Annotated in this window: 18 protein-coding genes; 13 read left to right on the forward strand and 5 right to left on the reverse strand. The window is 37.4% G+C overall.

Features of this window, described 5'->3' with window-relative positions:
- The 7 genes from F9U64_RS22840 to F9U64_RS05510 all read left to right on the forward strand — a co-directional run.
- On the forward strand, window positions 1-603 hold a 603-nt coding region (locus F9U64_RS22840; RefSeq protein ID WP_228275594.1), incomplete at its 5' end, for an alanine:cation symporter family protein.
- A 136-nt stretch (window positions 604-739) separates the two neighbouring features.
- Entirely contained in the window at window positions 740-931 is a 192-nt protein-coding gene (locus F9U64_RS05485; protein ID WP_153402013.1) for a hypothetical protein, read from the forward strand.
- 36 nt (window positions 932-967) lie between these two features.
- Window positions 968-1,198 carry a hypothetical protein gene (locus F9U64_RS05490; RefSeq protein WP_153402014.1) on the forward strand — a complete coding sequence of 77 codons (231 nt, stop codon included), beginning with the start codon at window positions 968-970 and terminating at the stop codon, window positions 1,196-1,198.
- Between the two features lie 181 nt (window positions 1,199-1,379).
- Window positions 1,380-2,072: a 2-phosphosulfolactate phosphatase gene (locus tag F9U64_RS05495; RefSeq protein WP_153402015.1), complete on the forward strand. Its 693-nt coding sequence runs from the start codon at window positions 1,380-1,382 to the stop codon at window positions 2,070-2,072.
- Window positions 2,066-2,827, forward strand: a complete 762-nt coding sequence (locus F9U64_RS05500; RefSeq protein ID WP_153402016.1) for a phosphosulfolactate synthase — start codon at window positions 2,066-2,068, stop codon at window positions 2,825-2,827. The genes F9U64_RS05495 and F9U64_RS05500 overlap by 7 nt, the downstream gene beginning before the upstream one ends.
- Before the next feature lie 26 nt (window positions 2,828-2,853).
- Window positions 2,854-3,252 carry a VOC family protein gene (locus F9U64_RS05505; protein ID WP_153402017.1) on the forward strand — a complete coding sequence of 133 codons (399 nt, stop codon included), beginning with the start codon at window positions 2,854-2,856 and terminating at the stop codon, window positions 3,250-3,252.
- Window positions 3,253-3,368: 116 nt separating this feature from the next.
- On the forward strand, window positions 3,369-3,989 hold the full coding sequence (locus tag F9U64_RS05510) for a YitT family protein (protein ID WP_153402018.1): 621 nt from the start codon (window positions 3,369-3,371) through the stop codon (window positions 3,987-3,989).
- Between the two features lie 88 nt (window positions 3,990-4,077).
- Here the strand turns inward: F9U64_RS05510 and F9U64_RS05515 are convergent, their stop codons facing one another.
- The 3 genes from F9U64_RS05515 to F9U64_RS05525 form a co-directional block, all read right to left on the reverse strand.
- Window positions 4,078-5,259, reverse strand: coding sequence for an MFS transporter (locus tag F9U64_RS05515; protein WP_153402265.1), 1,182 nt, complete (start codon window positions 5,257-5,259; stop codon window positions 4,078-4,080).
- A 77-nt stretch (window positions 5,260-5,336) separates the two neighbouring features.
- On the reverse strand, window positions 5,337-5,837 hold the full coding sequence (locus F9U64_RS05520) for a DUF3231 family protein (protein ID WP_153402019.1): 501 nt from the start codon (window positions 5,835-5,837) through the stop codon (window positions 5,337-5,339).
- Between the two features lie 226 nt (window positions 5,838-6,063).
- Window positions 6,064-6,339 carry a YqhV family protein gene (locus F9U64_RS05525; protein ID WP_153402020.1) on the reverse strand — a complete coding sequence of 92 codons (276 nt, stop codon included), beginning with the start codon at window positions 6,337-6,339 and terminating at the stop codon, window positions 6,064-6,066.
- 431 nt (window positions 6,340-6,770) lie between these two features.
- Between F9U64_RS05525 and F9U64_RS05530 the strand changes: the two genes are divergently transcribed.
- Together F9U64_RS05530 and F9U64_RS05535 are read left to right on the forward strand one after the other, a co-directional pair.
- Window positions 6,771-7,751 carry a sigma-70 family RNA polymerase sigma factor gene (locus F9U64_RS05530; RefSeq protein WP_153402021.1) on the forward strand — a complete coding sequence of 327 codons (981 nt, stop codon included), beginning with the start codon at window positions 6,771-6,773 and terminating at the stop codon, window positions 7,749-7,751.
- Window positions 7,752-7,826: 75 nt separating this feature from the next.
- Complete coding sequence (locus F9U64_RS05535) at window positions 7,827-8,267, forward strand: VOC family protein (protein ID WP_153402022.1); 441 nt, start codon at window positions 7,827-7,829, stop codon at window positions 8,265-8,267.
- 251 nt (window positions 8,268-8,518) lie between these two features.
- On the opposite strand, the gene rpsD is transcribed toward F9U64_RS05535, so the two are convergent.
- Complete coding sequence (gene rpsD, locus F9U64_RS05540) at window positions 8,519-9,121, reverse strand: 30S ribosomal protein S4 (protein WP_153402023.1); 603 nt, start codon at window positions 9,119-9,121, stop codon at window positions 8,519-8,521.
- 234 nt (window positions 9,122-9,355) lie between these two features.
- Entirely contained in the window at window positions 9,356-9,835 is a 480-nt protein-coding gene (locus tag F9U64_RS05545) for a GAF domain-containing protein (RefSeq protein WP_153402266.1), read from the reverse strand.
- A 245-nt stretch (window positions 9,836-10,080) separates the two neighbouring features.
- Between F9U64_RS05545 and F9U64_RS05550 the strand changes: the two genes are divergently transcribed.
- The 4 genes from F9U64_RS05550 to F9U64_RS22845 form a co-directional block, all read left to right on the forward strand.
- A complete protein-coding gene (locus tag F9U64_RS05550; protein WP_153402024.1) occupies window positions 10,081-11,784 on the forward strand; it encodes a septation ring formation regulator EzrA in 1,704 nt (567 codons plus the stop codon).
- A 16-nt stretch (window positions 11,785-11,800) separates the two neighbouring features.
- On the forward strand, window positions 11,801-12,154 hold the full coding sequence (locus F9U64_RS05555; RefSeq protein ID WP_153402025.1) for a hypothetical protein: 354 nt from the start codon (window positions 11,801-11,803) through the stop codon (window positions 12,152-12,154).
- A 136-nt stretch (window positions 12,155-12,290) separates the two neighbouring features.
- Entirely contained in the window at window positions 12,291-13,430 is a 1,140-nt protein-coding gene (locus F9U64_RS05560) for a cysteine desulfurase family protein (RefSeq protein WP_153402026.1), read from the forward strand.
- A gap of 6 nt (window positions 13,431-13,436) precedes the next feature.
- Window positions 13,437-13,994 (forward strand): THUMP domain-containing protein (locus F9U64_RS22845; protein WP_228275595.1); only part of this gene is annotated, 558 nt, incomplete at its 3' end.

The raw sequence follows: 13,994 nt of genomic DNA on the forward strand, positions 1-13,994 counted from the left end.
AATGAGGCCGGGATGGGTAGTGCTCCTAATGCTGCAGCAACAGCTGGTGTTAGTCACCCGGTTAAACAAGGTCTTGTTCAATCACTGGCAGTCTTTTTTGACACCATTGTTATTTGTACGTTAACAGCTTTTATCGTAATTTTATATGATAATTTTTATGATTCATCGAATGACGGAATTCAACTGACACAGGTAGCCTTGAGTCAGCATATAGGTGATTGGGCATCAATTTTCAGTGCTGTTATTATCTTTTTCTTTGCCTTTAGTTCTGTTGTTGGTAATTATTATTATGGAGAAACAAATATCAGCTTCTTAAACCAAAGTGGGATCCTGTTAACAATATACCGTTTCCTCGTTTTAGCAATGGTAATGTTCGGTTCACTTGCTTCCATTCAAGTTGTTTGGAACATGGCTGACTTATTTATGGGGATGATGGCGATCGTCAACCTTATTGCCATCCTGCTGCTCAGCAAAATTGCCATTGATGTTTTACAAGATTATATGAAACAAAAGAAACAAGGGAAGGACCCTGTCTTCCATTATAAAAATGTAAAAGGGTTGAAAAATATTTCCTGGTGGGGAGCTCAGGATGAGAAGAAGTGATAAGGAAAAGTGCATCTAGCTGATGCACTTTTTTATTTTTGATAATTGCTCTTATGATAAAAATAGTAGTGGTTTAGCCTTCCTCATTTCGGGATATAGGTTTATATGGGTTACGAATTGAAGGAGGTCAACGTAAATGCTTGTTTACATTATATTAATTCTTATTCTTGGTATCCTTTCCTTTATTCTGACATACAGGGAATTAGGGAGGAGTGATCCGAATTACCGAGAAAAATCGCGGCCCCATCTTAAATTCCTGACTATGATTTACGGTGTTGCCATTATTGGTTCGGTTATCGCACTTGTTGTGTACAGTGGCACACAATGATTCTGTCAAGCAGAAATGAATGAGGAGGTATGAGGGATGAAGAAAGAAGATGCACATGAAGAAGTGAAAAAGAAAGAGACAGTAGATAATAAGCGTAAGAGTGTCCATGATGAAAGAAGACCTGAATTATATAAGTTTAAAGAAGAACAGTTAGTAGATGATATACCGCTGGAAGATTTAAAGATCGAAGAGAGAAATAATGATAAAAAGAAAAACAGCCAAAGCACTTCTCAATCGGAAAAGAAATATAAAGCAGAAGAAAACTAGTTTATAAGAAACTGTGTAGTAAGTGAGTAATTTCTTACTGTACAGTTTTTTTTTGAGGAAACTGTTCTCTTCATCTTTAGAGAGACAGACAAATTTGTAACCAAAGTTAATTAGGCGAATATACATGTTGTAGAGAATTCAGCAATCCAAATTAGAGATTAGTCAAAAAAGGTGGATGTCCATGAAAATACAAATATATCAGGGAAGAAACAGGATTTGGGAAAAAGCGGATATTACCATCGTTATTGACGTAATCCGAGCATTTACAGTTGCTCACTATGCATTTATGAGAGGTGCTAGTCGAATTTTTCTTGTAGAAACAGTAGAGCAGGCGTTTAAAATGAAGAAGAATAATCCAGGATATCTGCTTGCTGGTGAGGTGAACGGTAATCCTGTTGAAGGTTTTGAATTTGATAATTCCCCTTTTCATATTGCCCAAAAGCAATTGACAGGAGAAACAATTGTTCAGAGAACGACGAATGGTGTCAGAGCAACGTTAAATTGCCTTGATTCGGACCATCTGTATGTAACCGGATTTTCAAATGCGAGAAACACCGCTGAATTTATCAAGAAGGCCCACATGGAGGAAGAGAGAAAGATAAACATTGTTGCCTCCCATCCCAGTGGTGATGACGATTATGCTTGTGCCGAATACATTAAACAAATTTTAGAAGATACAAAGCAAATTTCCCCCCAGGAAGTAGAAACAAGAATATTACATTCGCATGTTGCGAAAAAGTTCTTTGATGCGAAGAATACCGGATTTATACGTGAAGATGTTATGTGCTGTGTAAAGGAATTAGATACCGATTTTGTTATGAAAGTAAATGTGATTAGTGAAATTCCAATGATTGAGAGGGTTCAAGTATGTTAGAAACAGGCTTAATACTGCCAGTAAGGGAGGAGAAACCGAGAAACAACGGCTTAACTATATTAATTGATAATGGTACTCCCTTAAATTTATTTAAAGATACAATCAACAGTTCCAATCAGTATATTGACTTGGTTAAATTTGGCTGGGGGACATCACTTGTAACCCGTTTTTTACCACAGAAAGTTAACTGGCTAAGGGAACAGGAGATTGATTTCTTCTTTGGCGGAACATTGTTTGAAAAATTTCTGAGCCAGGATAAAGTGGAACAATACTATGATTTCTGCATGGATATGGAATGCCGCTATGTAGAAATTTCTAATGGAACACTGACAATTCCTAACAAGGAAAAGGCTATGTATATCAAATATTTTTCAGGTGGTTTTACGGTTTTAAGTGAAGTTGGAAACAAAGATGTATCGAAGGCTAATCAGAGTGACTCTTCTGAATGGTTGGAGAATATTCAAGAGGATCTTGAAGCAGGGGCATTTAAAGTGATAACAGAAGCAAGAGAAAGCGGCACAAGCGGGATATGTAAAAAAGACGGAGAAATAAGGATGGACATTTTTGAACTGATCAAAGCTTCTGAAATTCCGTTCGATAAATTGATATTTGAGGCGCCGAATAAACAAATGCAATCTTTTTTCATTGAACAGGTTGGAACGAATGTAAACTTAGCAAACATTGCTCTGTCTGATGTGATTTCACTGGAAACACTTCGATTAGGATTACGTTCCGATACATTTAATTTATCGTAATGAGCGAAAAAGAAGGAGGAAATCTTATGCGAAAAACGAACAAAGTCTTTCACCTGGCTATTCCTTGTAAGGATTTAGATGAAACAGCTGAATTTTATCAAAAACTAGGCTGTCAATTGGCGAGAAGATATGATGATCGGGTAACATTTGATTTTTTTGGTGATCAGGTTGTTTGTCATCTAAGCCCAGGTAATATCGATGAAAAACCTAAAATGTATCCACGTCATTATGGTGTGACATTCTTAGACAGAGATGAGTATGACAAAACATTAGACTATGCATTGAGAGAAGAGCTTCCTTTCTTTCATGAACCAATGGTAAGGTTTGAAGGAAGACAAGAAGAACATATGACTTTTTTTCTGATTGATCCAGCAAACAATTTACTTGAATTCAAATATTACCATGATCCTTTCATGGTTTATTGATAAAATATATTAAAATCACTTGTCTTTGGCAAGTGATTTTTTGTTCTTTTTACTGATCAACATTAATAGGTTATGTAGTAAGTTGTCCTAATAGATTACTATTGAGGAGCATTGTGATGAAGTTACGATCATTGTGGAAAAAAAGTGGACTAGTTATACTTGGAGGGATATGCCAGGGATTTGGAATGGGATTATTTTTATTTCCGAATTCTATACCTTCTGGTGGTGCTGGAGGGATCGCGGTATTATTAAACCACTGGTTCTCGATGAATGTTGGATTTGCCCTTTGGATTGTCAATTTCACTTTAATGATGATCGGGTTAAATTACCTTGGCAAGCGATTTACAATGTGGACATTAGTCAGTATATCAGTTACTTCTATAGCAATTGATTTCTTTGAAAGCTTTCTGCAGGTGCCTGATCGTAATATCTTCCTTGATCTTATCATCGGTTCCTTTTTCCTTGGGATGGGAATTGGGATCTTAATGAGGAATAATGTTTCGAATGGCGGCAGTGGGGTGATTGCTGTCATGATATCACACAAGAGAAATATTCTCCCGGGCAAACCGCTCTTTTACATCAATATGCTGATTTTCGTATTCACTTCTATAGTCATTAGTTTACATATCATTGTGCTGGCATTAATAAGTCAGTGGATTTCTACTAGAATCGTTAATTTTGTTTGTGACTTTGAACTTCAGCGTCCTTACCAGCTTGCATTAAGGAAGAAGCGTTAAACAAGTCTAGTTATGTTTAGATAAATAATTGAAGGGAGAGAAATGTTCAAGGTTTTACTTTACTTATTTCTCTTTAAGGTTCTTCAAATTATACATATTTGTACCTGATTTTGGTCTTCGTATTCTTTTCTCCGTCTTTCCCCTTTACGTGAAGAAGAAGGAGAATAAGCAACCCGACAAGCAGTGTTAATGCAGCGATGGAAAAAAACATTCCGGTTCTGCTCCACTCCATTAAACGAGAGAAAATCGGCGGTCCTAATGCTACCCCAAGAAATCGGACCGAACCATATAAGGAAGTTACAAATCCTCTTCTTTCCTTGCCTACAGCTCCTGTAATCAAACTGTTAACACCAGGTAAAATCAATCCTGCTCCTATACTGCTGAATGCCAGTACTAACAGGAAGGGGACTATTTTCTCAAAAAAGATAAGAGAAGCATACGATAGTGTCATAAGGCTGAATCCGATTAATTGCAATCTTTTGATCTTTTCAAAATTTTTTCCGATTTTGCTTCCTGTTATGTAGGAAGTAGTTACCATAATAAGTAACGGAATTGCCAGAATTAAACCTTTCCAGACCCCGTCAATTGAATATTTTGTTTCTAATGTATCTGATAGAAAGAATAAGATTCCGAATAATGTGAACAAACAGGTTCCGCCTGCTAAATAAACAGTGAATAACCATCTGCCTTCATGTTTAAATACAGTGAACAATCCTCTTACATATTTCTTAAAAGGGGGTGGTGCCTGACGATTGCTTTTTTCCTTAATAAAAAATATCGTAAGTAAAAGGGACACAAGACATATTGCTGGAAATGCAAAAAATACCGAATGCCACACAATTAGTCCAAGCAGGGCTCCTATTATCGGGGAAAGAACTTTTCCAAGCCCGTTGGAAGCTTCAAAAATACCGAGAACCCGGCTTTGTTCTCCTCCTTTAAACAGATCCCCGGTTAATGCCATTGCAACAGGTGCTGTTCCGGCAGCGCCTATTCCTTGTAAAGTCCGGCCAATTAGTATCCAGGCATAAGCGTTTGAAAAAAAGGCTCCAGCTAATCCCGCCAGCAACCCGCCAAGCCCAAAAAGAATTAATGAAGGAATAATAATGACTTTTCGAGAAAATCGATCAGACAGATAACCGACTATCGGAATAAAAATCGCTCCAGCTATCGAAAAAACCGTAATAGTCAAGCTTACCTGCATTTGGGATATGTTCAAGGCCGATTTCATATCAGAGAAAATTGGAATCAACATTGAATTTCCGAGTGTCATAATCAGCGGGATAGAACCAATTGCAAGAATAACTTTCCCTTTATTTTTAGAATTCAACAGCTTTCTACTCCTTACAATTATTTAATGTTTAGTGGTGGTAATGTGAGCCAGCCTTTTTGTTTCATAATTTGCAGCAATTTTACTTCATTTTCTTCTTTTTGCGTGTGAAAATCACCAAACATTTCCCTGATATCTTCACGTGTAGCAATACCCATCACATAACTGCACAATACTTTTCCTGTCATCAATTCCTTTTGTACTAAAATGGCAAGTTCAGGATCATTAAAACGGGCTCCTGCTGGAATATCCTGCACTTCGACATTCGGACGATCAGGTGGAGCTGGAGGCAGGCGAATTCCTGTCTCTTTTAATAATGTTTCCACTTGCTGTGCTTCCTGAGTAAACCCGCTTTCAAGCAGGTCTTCAAAAAAAGCTTTTAAATCATTATCACCACAGTGATTAATAAAAACCTGCATCGAAACTAAGCAGCCCTTTGTACTGTATAAGTAAGACCAGAGGTGAAATACTTCCCCTGAATGCAAAGGTTCGTCTTCTGGTTTTCCACTTAAAATGGCCATATTAAGCCCTCCTCGTATTTTGCCAATTTATCGCAGTCCTGGACGTTTGTAATATGATCAAAGTTTCACCTTATCTTTCACAAGTATGGTTAAAAATATGTTAAGAAAGCCGATGATTTTTAGGAAAGGATTGAAGAGGTGGAGACATTTGCAAATAAAAAAAAGCCCCTGATTTTTGGAAAAAGGGGTTTGTTCTGTTTGCTTAAGAGCTGTTAATGGTGGCTGGTTAACTGCTTTTAACACCATACAGAATACAGCCAACACCAAAAAAGATCCAGAATATTTTCTTTATCGAAAGCTGGTCAGCAATTCCAAATAAACCAATTGCTGTTGTCAACAGTAATACAAGCGGACCGATAAAAGCGAGGGAACTGTTAATGATGATCGCTTTCTCTACATCATTAAAACGAATCATTAAAAATGCCGCAAAGAGCTCAATGCATCCCGAAAGTATTCTTAAAAAGGCCATTCCGAGCACGATTTTCTCTAATAAAACAAACATGCTTTTCCTCCAATTATTGTGATTGTTGTTTTATTATATGCACGGCTTGTACGAGTAAGGACAAGAAGTGGCATTTAGGTGGAGGTATCTTTAAGAAGCAGATAATTTATTACAATTAAATAAGGGAGACGATAACCAAAAATCAAGCATTGCAGTAATAACTAGCAATGCTTGATTTCACTAGTCATGGATTGGAAGGTAGCATGGGCTTTTTTTACAATATTTATCACGCTAAGCATCCTGATAAGTTCGCTGATGAACATTGGGAGATCAGAAAAACTTCACTGACTAAAACCTCACCTTATAAAGTGAAATAAAAAACTGGTCAATTATATGAAGTTCCTACAGGATAATCAGAATTGAGGTCGAAGATAGTAATAAGAAATTTTTTTTAAGAAGAATGTTATGGGGCAAAAAGAGGAGAGTGTTAAATGAGCCACAAGCATGGGGAAATAAACATGATCGAGGAGCTGCGTCCTGAATTAACTGGATACTGTTACCGGATGATGGGGTCGATTTTTGAAGCGGAAGACGCAGTACAAGATACTCTGGTCCGTGTCTGGCAAAACTGGGATCAGCTTCGGCAACATTCTTCACGTAGAGCCTGGGTGTATCGTGTTGCCACGAATGTTTGTTTAGATAAACTAAGAAATGCAAAAAGGCGGGCACTGCCGATGGATATCTCAGGACCGTCCACTAGTATAACGGAGCCTAAAGATAAATTACCTAAAGATTCCTGGATATGGCCAGCACCTGATACAGTTGGTGATCCGTTGAATATTGTTGTTAGCAGAGAAACAATTCGATTATCGTTTGTTGCGATCTTGCAATTATTGCCTCCGCGGCAGCGGGCTGTACTTATCTTAAATGATGTTTTCCGTTGGTCAGCGAGTGAGACGGCGGATGTGCTTGGAATGACCGTCGCGGCCGTAAACAGTGCGTTGCAAAGAGCGAGAAGGACGATTGCACATTCGAATCTACAGTCCGAGAAATTGCAGGACGGAGTTTTTACTGTCGACCAATTGTTACTTACTCGTTATGTGGAAGCGTTTGAACAGTACGACATTGACGCACTGTTAGCGCTATTTAACGAGAACGGAAGCTTGTCGATGCCTCCATTTACGATGTGGGTCCGTGGCAAGTCTAATCTGTTAAAATTCTATAACACTACTCGCAGTCATTGTTTGGGTTCCAAGTTGCTGCCAATCCGTGCTAACGGGAATTGTTCTGCTTATGCTCAATATGTACCAAATGGACGAGAAGGCTTACTGACACCATGGGCCATACATATCCCCGAGATGAGCAATGGAAAAATAACACATATACATCATTTCATAGACACCGAATTATTTGTTCGATTTGGCCTGCCGACAGAAATAGATGCCCATAGGAATTTTGCGAAAAACCGATGATTTTACAGCGGCAGGAACGTCTATAATTATGAATGATAAATTTTCATTCAATCCAATCTTGAGGAGGAACAATCTATGACAGTAAAACTTACCCCCTATATTACTTTGGAAGGGCGCACAAGGGAAGCCATTCAGTTTTATGAAGACACCATTGGTGCAGAGATCATCTCCATAATGACTTATGGAGAAATGCCGGATATGCCTGATACGTTCACAGACGATCTAAAGAGTCTTGTGGCGCATGCCAAATTGAAAGTAGGTGAAACAGAACTCATGTTTTCTGATGCCCCAGGTGTTTCGACTATTGAAAATGGAAAACGGGTAACGATTTGCATCACAACAAACAATGTAGAAAAATCAAAACAAATCTATGAAGCCTTGAGGCAAGACGGCCAAGTCAATTTACCGTTTAAAGAAGAACCCTTCAGTCCTGGCTTTGGCGATGTAACGGACAAGTTTGGTGTGACCTTTCAAATTTATACGGAAGTTGAACAACTAAATGAAGGGCTAATATGAAATTAAGTAAGGGATTAACTGAAAGAAAGAGCGATAATGATAAGAAAAAGTAGTTGAGTATATCATATCATGATGCCTCTCATCCATTTAACCTACGTAATTAATTTGAAGGGAACTTTTTATGAAAATCCCCACATAATTAGTGGGGGTAAAACATTATTTTACAAATGAGAAACCAAAAAAAACCCTAGATCGCTTGATATAACAAGGATTCTAGGGTTTTTACTATCGTTAAATAATATGCTCGGGAATTAACGAGAGTAGAATTCAACGATAAGTGCTTCGTTAATCTCAGCAGGTAACTCAGAACGCTCTGGTAAGCGAGTGTAAGTTCCTTCTAGTTTGTCAGCATCAAATGTAACGTATTCTGGTGTGAAAGTGTTAGCCTCAACTGCTTCAGTGATAATATCAAGCTTTTGAGATTTTTCACGAACACCGATTACTTGACCTGGTTTCACTTCGTATGATGGAATATCCACACGGCTGCCATCAACAGTGATGTGACCATGGTTTACTAGCTGACGTGCTTGACGACGAGTTCTAGCAAGACCAAGACGGTAAACAATGTTATCTAGACGAGATTCAAGAAGTGTCATGAAGACCTCACCATGGATACCTTTGATTTTTGCAGCCTTGTTAAACAAGTTACGGAATTGACGTTCGTTAACGCCATACATGAAACGTAGCTTTTGTTTTTCTTGTAATTGTAAACCATATTCTGATAGTTTACGACGTTGATTAGGTCCGTGTTGACCTGGTGCGTAAGGACGTTTGTCTAACTCCTTACCAGTACCTGTTAATGAGATACCAAGACGACGAGACTTTTTCCATACAGAACCTGTATAGCGAGCCATAGTGCATCTTCTCCTTTATATATAAAATTTGCATAAATAAGACAGTGTGTTCCCGATATCGTCAGCCATTTTGTTTTTCATGCATCCTCGCCCTAGTAGCAGAGAGTTACTCGATGCACCTTAAATACCACATAATGAGGTGTAAGGAACAAAATGGTCAGCCGGTGGTCCACATAGGCTACCTTTTTTACACAAACTCCATTATATGATTTTCAGAGAGTAAAGTCAATAGCTTTACAGATATTTTTCTAATGTCGCAACAAACTGTTCCAAATATTGTTGGTCTGTTTCGTCAAAGCGGTTTTTGATCGGACTGTCGATGTCCAGCACACCAAAAATTTCGCCATCTTTCCTTATGGGAACAACGATTTCCGATTGACTTGCTGCATCACAGGCAATATGACCCGGAAATTGATGTACATCTGCTACAAGCTGAGTTTTCTTTTCTGAGACTGCTGTACCACATACACCTTTGCCGCTTTTAATCCGGACACACGCAGGTAATCCTTGAAATGGCCCTAGTACTAATTGATCATGTTTCCAAAGATAAAAACCAACCCAATTGATTTCATTTAAATACTGATTTAATAGTGCCGAAGCATTACTAAGGTTGGCAATTGTATCTGGTTCGTCATGAAGTAAAGCTTCTAACTGTTTTATTACTAAAGGATAATCCTTTTCTCTATTACCATTATATATAGAAGTTTCAAACATTTTTTCACACATCACTTTCCTCGAGAACTCTCCCGAAAATTAGTGCACTTATCATATAATAAATAAGAGTAAGTGACAAATGTTATGTTTTTCTTAAGTATTTACAGATATATTCAATAAATATTTGAAAATCATAGCAATAAAGGCGAGAATCATGATATTATAACTTTACATACAAAAGTCGCATAAATTTTCACAAAATGACAAGTTTGAGAGATATAGTTGTTTTAGTAGGAGGATACGAAATGGAATTTGTGATCGGTGGAATATTACTCATTATTGCACTTATGGTAGTAGGACTTATTCTTAGACGAAAAGTTTATGATCACGTTGATCGTCTGGAAGAGTGGAAAATGAATATCATGAGTCGAAATGTGACAGCAGAACTAGGGAAAATAAAACAACTAAATTTATTAGGTGAAACCCAGGACAAGTTTGAAAAATGGAAAGATAACTGGGATAACATTGTCACTAGAACATTACCAGATATGGAAGAGGATTTGTTGGATGTCGAAGAGCTGGCAAATCGATTTAATATAAACAAAGCAAGAAAGCGATTAGCTTCCGTTGAGAATTCTTTACAAAAAATCGATGAAGATATCGATCAAATATATCAGGAAGTTGACAGTTTATTAGATTCAGAAAAATATACAAAAGAACAAATTGACATAATAGGTCCTCAAATAAAAGAATTGAAGAAGCATTTATTACATAACCGGACACAATTCGGCAATGCAGAATTGTTTTTTGAAGCAAGGTTAACCAAGTTGGAAAAGAAACTTGATTCTCATCAAGAGCTGGAAGAAGGCGGTAATTATATTGCGGCACAGCAAATGATCGATGAATTAAAAGAAGAAATTCGTATTTTGGATGATAAGATCCACGTTTTTCCTGAATTATATCGAAAAAGTAAAAAGATTCTCCCTGAACAAATAATGGAATTACGCAGGGAAATGCTGGAAATGGCGGAAGAGGGACTTCGAGTTGAACAGTTTGGTTTTGAGAAGGAACTGAAACAATATGAGAAAATGTTAAAAGATACTATTTTGAACCTGGAAAATGGTGAAATAGAAGATGCAGCAGAATTACTGGAACAAATGGAAGTTCGCTTGAATGAGATTGTTGTATTATTAGAAAAAGAAGAAGCATCAAAATCGATTGTAGAAAATGAACTTCCGAGACTGAAAAGTAAAACAGATGAATTAAATAAGGCGTATAAGGTATTAAAACAGGAAATCTCCGAATTGCAAAGAACGTATTATATTGAATCAGCTGATATAGAGATGTTTTTAAGTATAGAAAAGTGGTTAGAAAAACTGGATAGTCAGTTCGAACAGATCGAAGAAAATTATGAAATGAAAACAACCCATCATTTAGATATTAAAGGGAAGCTGGATCAATATCTGGAAGATGTGGACAAGCTGGAAGAAGCCCAGGCAGAATTTTATGGAAAAGTTCAGGATCTGAGAAAAGATGAGATAGACGCAAAAGCAAAGATAAATGAATTAAAACTATCTCTGATCAATATGCAGAAGCAGCTAATGAAGAGCAATATTCCTGGTGTGCCTTCCTCCTTATTGAATTTATTGGAAGAGTCAACAGACAAATGTGAGGTTGTCTTAAACAATCTCCAGAAACACCCTTTGGATATGGCGAATGTGCAACATAGCCTGAATGAAGCAGAAAAATCTGTTAATAATTTTGTACAACAGACGACAAGTGTTCTAGATCAGGCACGACTTGTGGAGATTGCTATTCAGTATGGCAATCGATATCGCCGCAATCACCCAATGCTCTCAGCACATCTGAAAGAAGCTGAGGCATTGTTCCGTAATTACAAATATGAGGCAGCATTAGAAGTAGCAGTTAGAGCGATCGAAGAAATTGATGAACAGGCACTGAAGAAAATCGAACAATTGGATGAGCATTTTCAAGAAATGATGGGTTAAAGGAAGGGAAGACATCATGAAATGGTTGGCAGGTATCTTATGTGTGATCACTCTGCTGGTATGGGGTGGAGTACTCTGGACGTTGGCTGGAAACAAAGCAGCAGACTCAGATCCAGCGACTTATCATGTCTCTATCGATAATGAGATGACACAAAAAGTAAGGGTAAATAATTACTTTCATTTTGTTCCAATAGTGAAGTTGATAGAAGAAAAGAGCGTTGAGATGCAAGATAACGTAATAGAGAACAATAGAAATTCTTCTGATGAAAGAGGATTGGAAAATTACATTGGGCAGGTAAATCCTGATGAATCTATTTCCATTGACACTCTTTTAGCGGAATTAGGAATTGATACGGTAGCAGCCCGATAAGAGATCCTTAACACCCTGTTTTTCATTATGAAAAACAGGGTGTTATTTATTCGATAGTAAAATAATTCATACATGTTTGCAGCATGATAAAAATGTGGTACGATATTTCGGATGGTTAAGGAAAAAGAGGGATAGTATGATTTATCTAGACAACAGTGCAACAACGAAACCTGACAAAGCTGTATTGGACAGTTTCCATCAGGTTGCGACTCAATATTTTGGCAATCCTTCCTCCATTCATGGTTTGGGAATGGATTCAGAACGTTTATTGCGCAAAGCTCGTGAAAAAGCCAGTGCTCTGCTGGAAGTGGATTCACCTGAGATAATCTTTACATCTGGCGGGACAGAGGGAAACAATATTGCGTTAAAAGGAATTGCTTTAGCCCACCAAAACAGAGGAAAACATATTATCACAACTTCTGTTGAACATCCTTCAGTTATGGAAGCGTGTGAAGGGTTAGAAAGATTGGGGTTTGAAGTGACATATTTACCTGTAGATCAAGAAGGCCGGGTCAGTGTCGACGATATAAAATTTGCCATTACATATGAAACTATTCTTGTATCTGTCATGCATGTAAATAATGAAATTGGAACAATTCAGCCAATTTCAGAGATCGGCCAATTATTAAGCAATTATCCGAAAATATTTTATCATGTGGACAATGTCCAAGGTTTTGCAAAAGTACCATTAAATATTAGAGAAGCCAATATCGATCTATGCACGATTTCTGGTCATAAGATTCATGGATTAAAAGGAACGGGCTTACTCTATGTAAAGACTGGAGTCAAACTGTTCTCATTAGCTCATGGCGGTGGACAAGAAGCCAATCTTCGTTCTGGTACAGAAAATGTTCCAGGAATTGTTGGGATGGTAAAAGCAATGCGCCTGGCAAAAGAAAGACAGGCAGAAATAAATAACCTGGCTGAGTTAAAACAATATGTAATGGATGAACTAAGCAAGATGCGTCATATTGAATTAAATACACCCAAAAACGGGAGTGCACCACATATTGTTCATTTCTCTGCACCTGGTTTAAAACCGGAAGTAGTAATTCATGCACTGGAAGAAAGGAACATCTTTATTTCGACAAAGTCAGCATGTTCTTCCAAGAGTGCTGATGAAAGTCAAGTATTAGTTTCATGCGGCAGAAGTTATGAAATAGCTTCATCTGGATTAAGAGTAAGTATGTCCTATGAAACGACAAAAGCAGAAATTGATGTTTTTCTGAAAGAATTAACAAAAGTATTAGATAAATTAAGTAAAGTTATGAGGTAGATAGGAATGCAATATGATCATATAGTTATTCGTTATGGGGAATTATCCCTTAAGGGAAGAAATCGAAAGCTTTTTACAACACAATTACAAAGCAATGTTATTTCCGCGATTCGTGATTATCCCGATACCCGAGTCCAGAAAAAGCGTGATCGGATGTATATTGTGTTAAATGGTGAAAATCCTGAACCAATTATGGAGAGGTGCCGTCATATATTCGGCATTCAAAGCTTAAGTGTTGCGATGAAAGTGGAAAATGATGAACAAACAATTAAAGAAAAAGCACTAGAAATATTAAAAGAAGCAAATCCTGCTACTTTTAAGGTAACAACAAAAAGATCTTTCAAGGACTTTCCCATTAACTCCCAGAAATTTAATCAAATACTTGGTGGTTATTTATTAGTCAATACAGAAAATATTACAGTAGACGTACACAATCCAGATCTGGAATTAGTTGTCGATATTCGGGAAGAAGCAACCTATTTAACATCGACAAAAGTACTGGGTGCCGGAGGTTTACCTGTAGGTTCATCAGGCAAATCTCTTTTATTGCTGTCTGGCGGCATT

This window comes from Gracilibacillus oryzae, from assembly GCF_009498735.1.
GTDB classification, from domain to species: Bacteria; Bacillota; Bacilli; order Bacillales; family Amphibacillaceae; genus Gracilibacillus; species Gracilibacillus oryzae.

What these genes read in the sequence shown, in the direction of transcription:
- F9U64_RS05485 (WP_153402013.1), top strand. Translation starts at nt 740, where the DNA reads ATGCTTGTTTACATTATATTAATTCTTATTCTTGGTATCCTTTCCTTT.
- F9U64_RS05490 (WP_153402014.1), top strand. Translation starts at nt 968, where the DNA reads ATGAAGAAAGAAGATGCACATGAAGAAGTGAAAAAGAAAGAGACAGTA.
- F9U64_RS05495 (WP_153402015.1), top strand. Translation starts at nt 1,380, where the DNA reads ATGAAAATACAAATATATCAGGGAAGAAACAGGATTTGGGAAAAAGCG.
- F9U64_RS05500 (WP_153402016.1), top strand. Translation starts at nt 2,066, where the DNA reads ATGTTAGAAACAGGCTTAATACTGCCAGTAAGGGAGGAGAAACCGAGA.
- F9U64_RS05505 (WP_153402017.1), top strand. Translation starts at nt 2,854, where the DNA reads ATGCGAAAAACGAACAAAGTCTTTCACCTGGCTATTCCTTGTAAGGAT.
- F9U64_RS05510 (WP_153402018.1), top strand. Translation starts at nt 3,369, where the DNA reads ATGAAGTTACGATCATTGTGGAAAAAAAGTGGACTAGTTATACTTGGA.
- F9U64_RS05515 (WP_153402265.1), bottom strand. Translation starts at nt 5,259, where the DNA reads ATGACACTCGGAAATTCAATGTTGATTCCAATTTTCTCTGATATGAAA.
- F9U64_RS05520 (WP_153402019.1), bottom strand. Translation starts at nt 5,837, where the DNA reads ATGGCCATTTTAAGTGGAAAACCAGAAGACGAACCTTTGCATTCAGGG.
- F9U64_RS05525 (WP_153402020.1), bottom strand. Translation starts at nt 6,339, where the DNA reads ATGTTTGTTTTATTAGAGAAAATCGTGCTCGGAATGGCCTTTTTAAGA.
- F9U64_RS05530 (WP_153402021.1), top strand. Translation starts at nt 6,771, where the DNA reads ATGAGCCACAAGCATGGGGAAATAAACATGATCGAGGAGCTGCGTCCT.
- F9U64_RS05535 (WP_153402022.1), top strand. Translation starts at nt 7,827, where the DNA reads ATGACAGTAAAACTTACCCCCTATATTACTTTGGAAGGGCGCACAAGG.
- rpsD (WP_153402023.1), bottom strand. Translation starts at nt 9,121, where the DNA reads ATGGCTCGCTATACAGGTTCTGTATGGAAAAAGTCTCGTCGTCTTGGT.
- F9U64_RS05545 (WP_153402266.1), bottom strand. Translation starts at nt 9,835, where the DNA reads ATGTTTGAAACTTCTATATATAATGGTAATAGAGAAAAGGATTATCCT.
- F9U64_RS05550 (WP_153402024.1), top strand. Translation starts at nt 10,081, where the DNA reads ATGGAATTTGTGATCGGTGGAATATTACTCATTATTGCACTTATGGTA.
- F9U64_RS05555 (WP_153402025.1), top strand. Translation starts at nt 11,801, where the DNA reads ATGAAATGGTTGGCAGGTATCTTATGTGTGATCACTCTGCTGGTATGG.
- F9U64_RS05560 (WP_153402026.1), top strand. Translation starts at nt 12,291, where the DNA reads ATGATTTATCTAGACAACAGTGCAACAACGAAACCTGACAAAGCTGTA.